Origin of the sequence: Affinundibacterium seohonense, assembly GCF_014284305.1 — a bacterium.
In the GTDB taxonomy this organism is placed as follows: domain Bacteria; phylum Pseudomonadota; class Gammaproteobacteria; order Burkholderiales; family Burkholderiaceae_D; genus Undibacterium; species Undibacterium seohonense.
In genome coordinates, this window is sequence record NZ_JACOFW010000153.1 from 1 (window position 1) to 234 (window position 234).

At 49.6% G+C, this 234-nt stretch carries 1 rRNA gene; it reads left to right on the forward strand.

Going from position 1 to position 234, the window contains the following annotated elements:
• Positions 1–25: 25 nt before the first annotated feature.
• Positions 26–234: ribosomal RNA gene (locus tag H8K52_RS20960) — 16S ribosomal RNA — on the forward strand; the annotation flags it as partial.

Below are 234 nucleotides of genomic sequence, written 5' to 3' on the forward strand. Positions count from 1 at the left end.
GAAATGGAAACAAGTAACAGAGATTAAACTGAAGAGTTTGATCCTGGCTCAGATTGAACGCTGGCGGCATGCCTTACACATGCAAGTCGAACGGCAGCACGGACTTCGGTCTGGTGGCGAGTGGCGAACGGGTGAGTAATATATCGGAACATACCCTAGAGTGGGGGATAACGTAGCGAAAGTTACGCTAATACCGCATACGAACTAAGGTTGAAAGTGGGGGATCTTCGGACC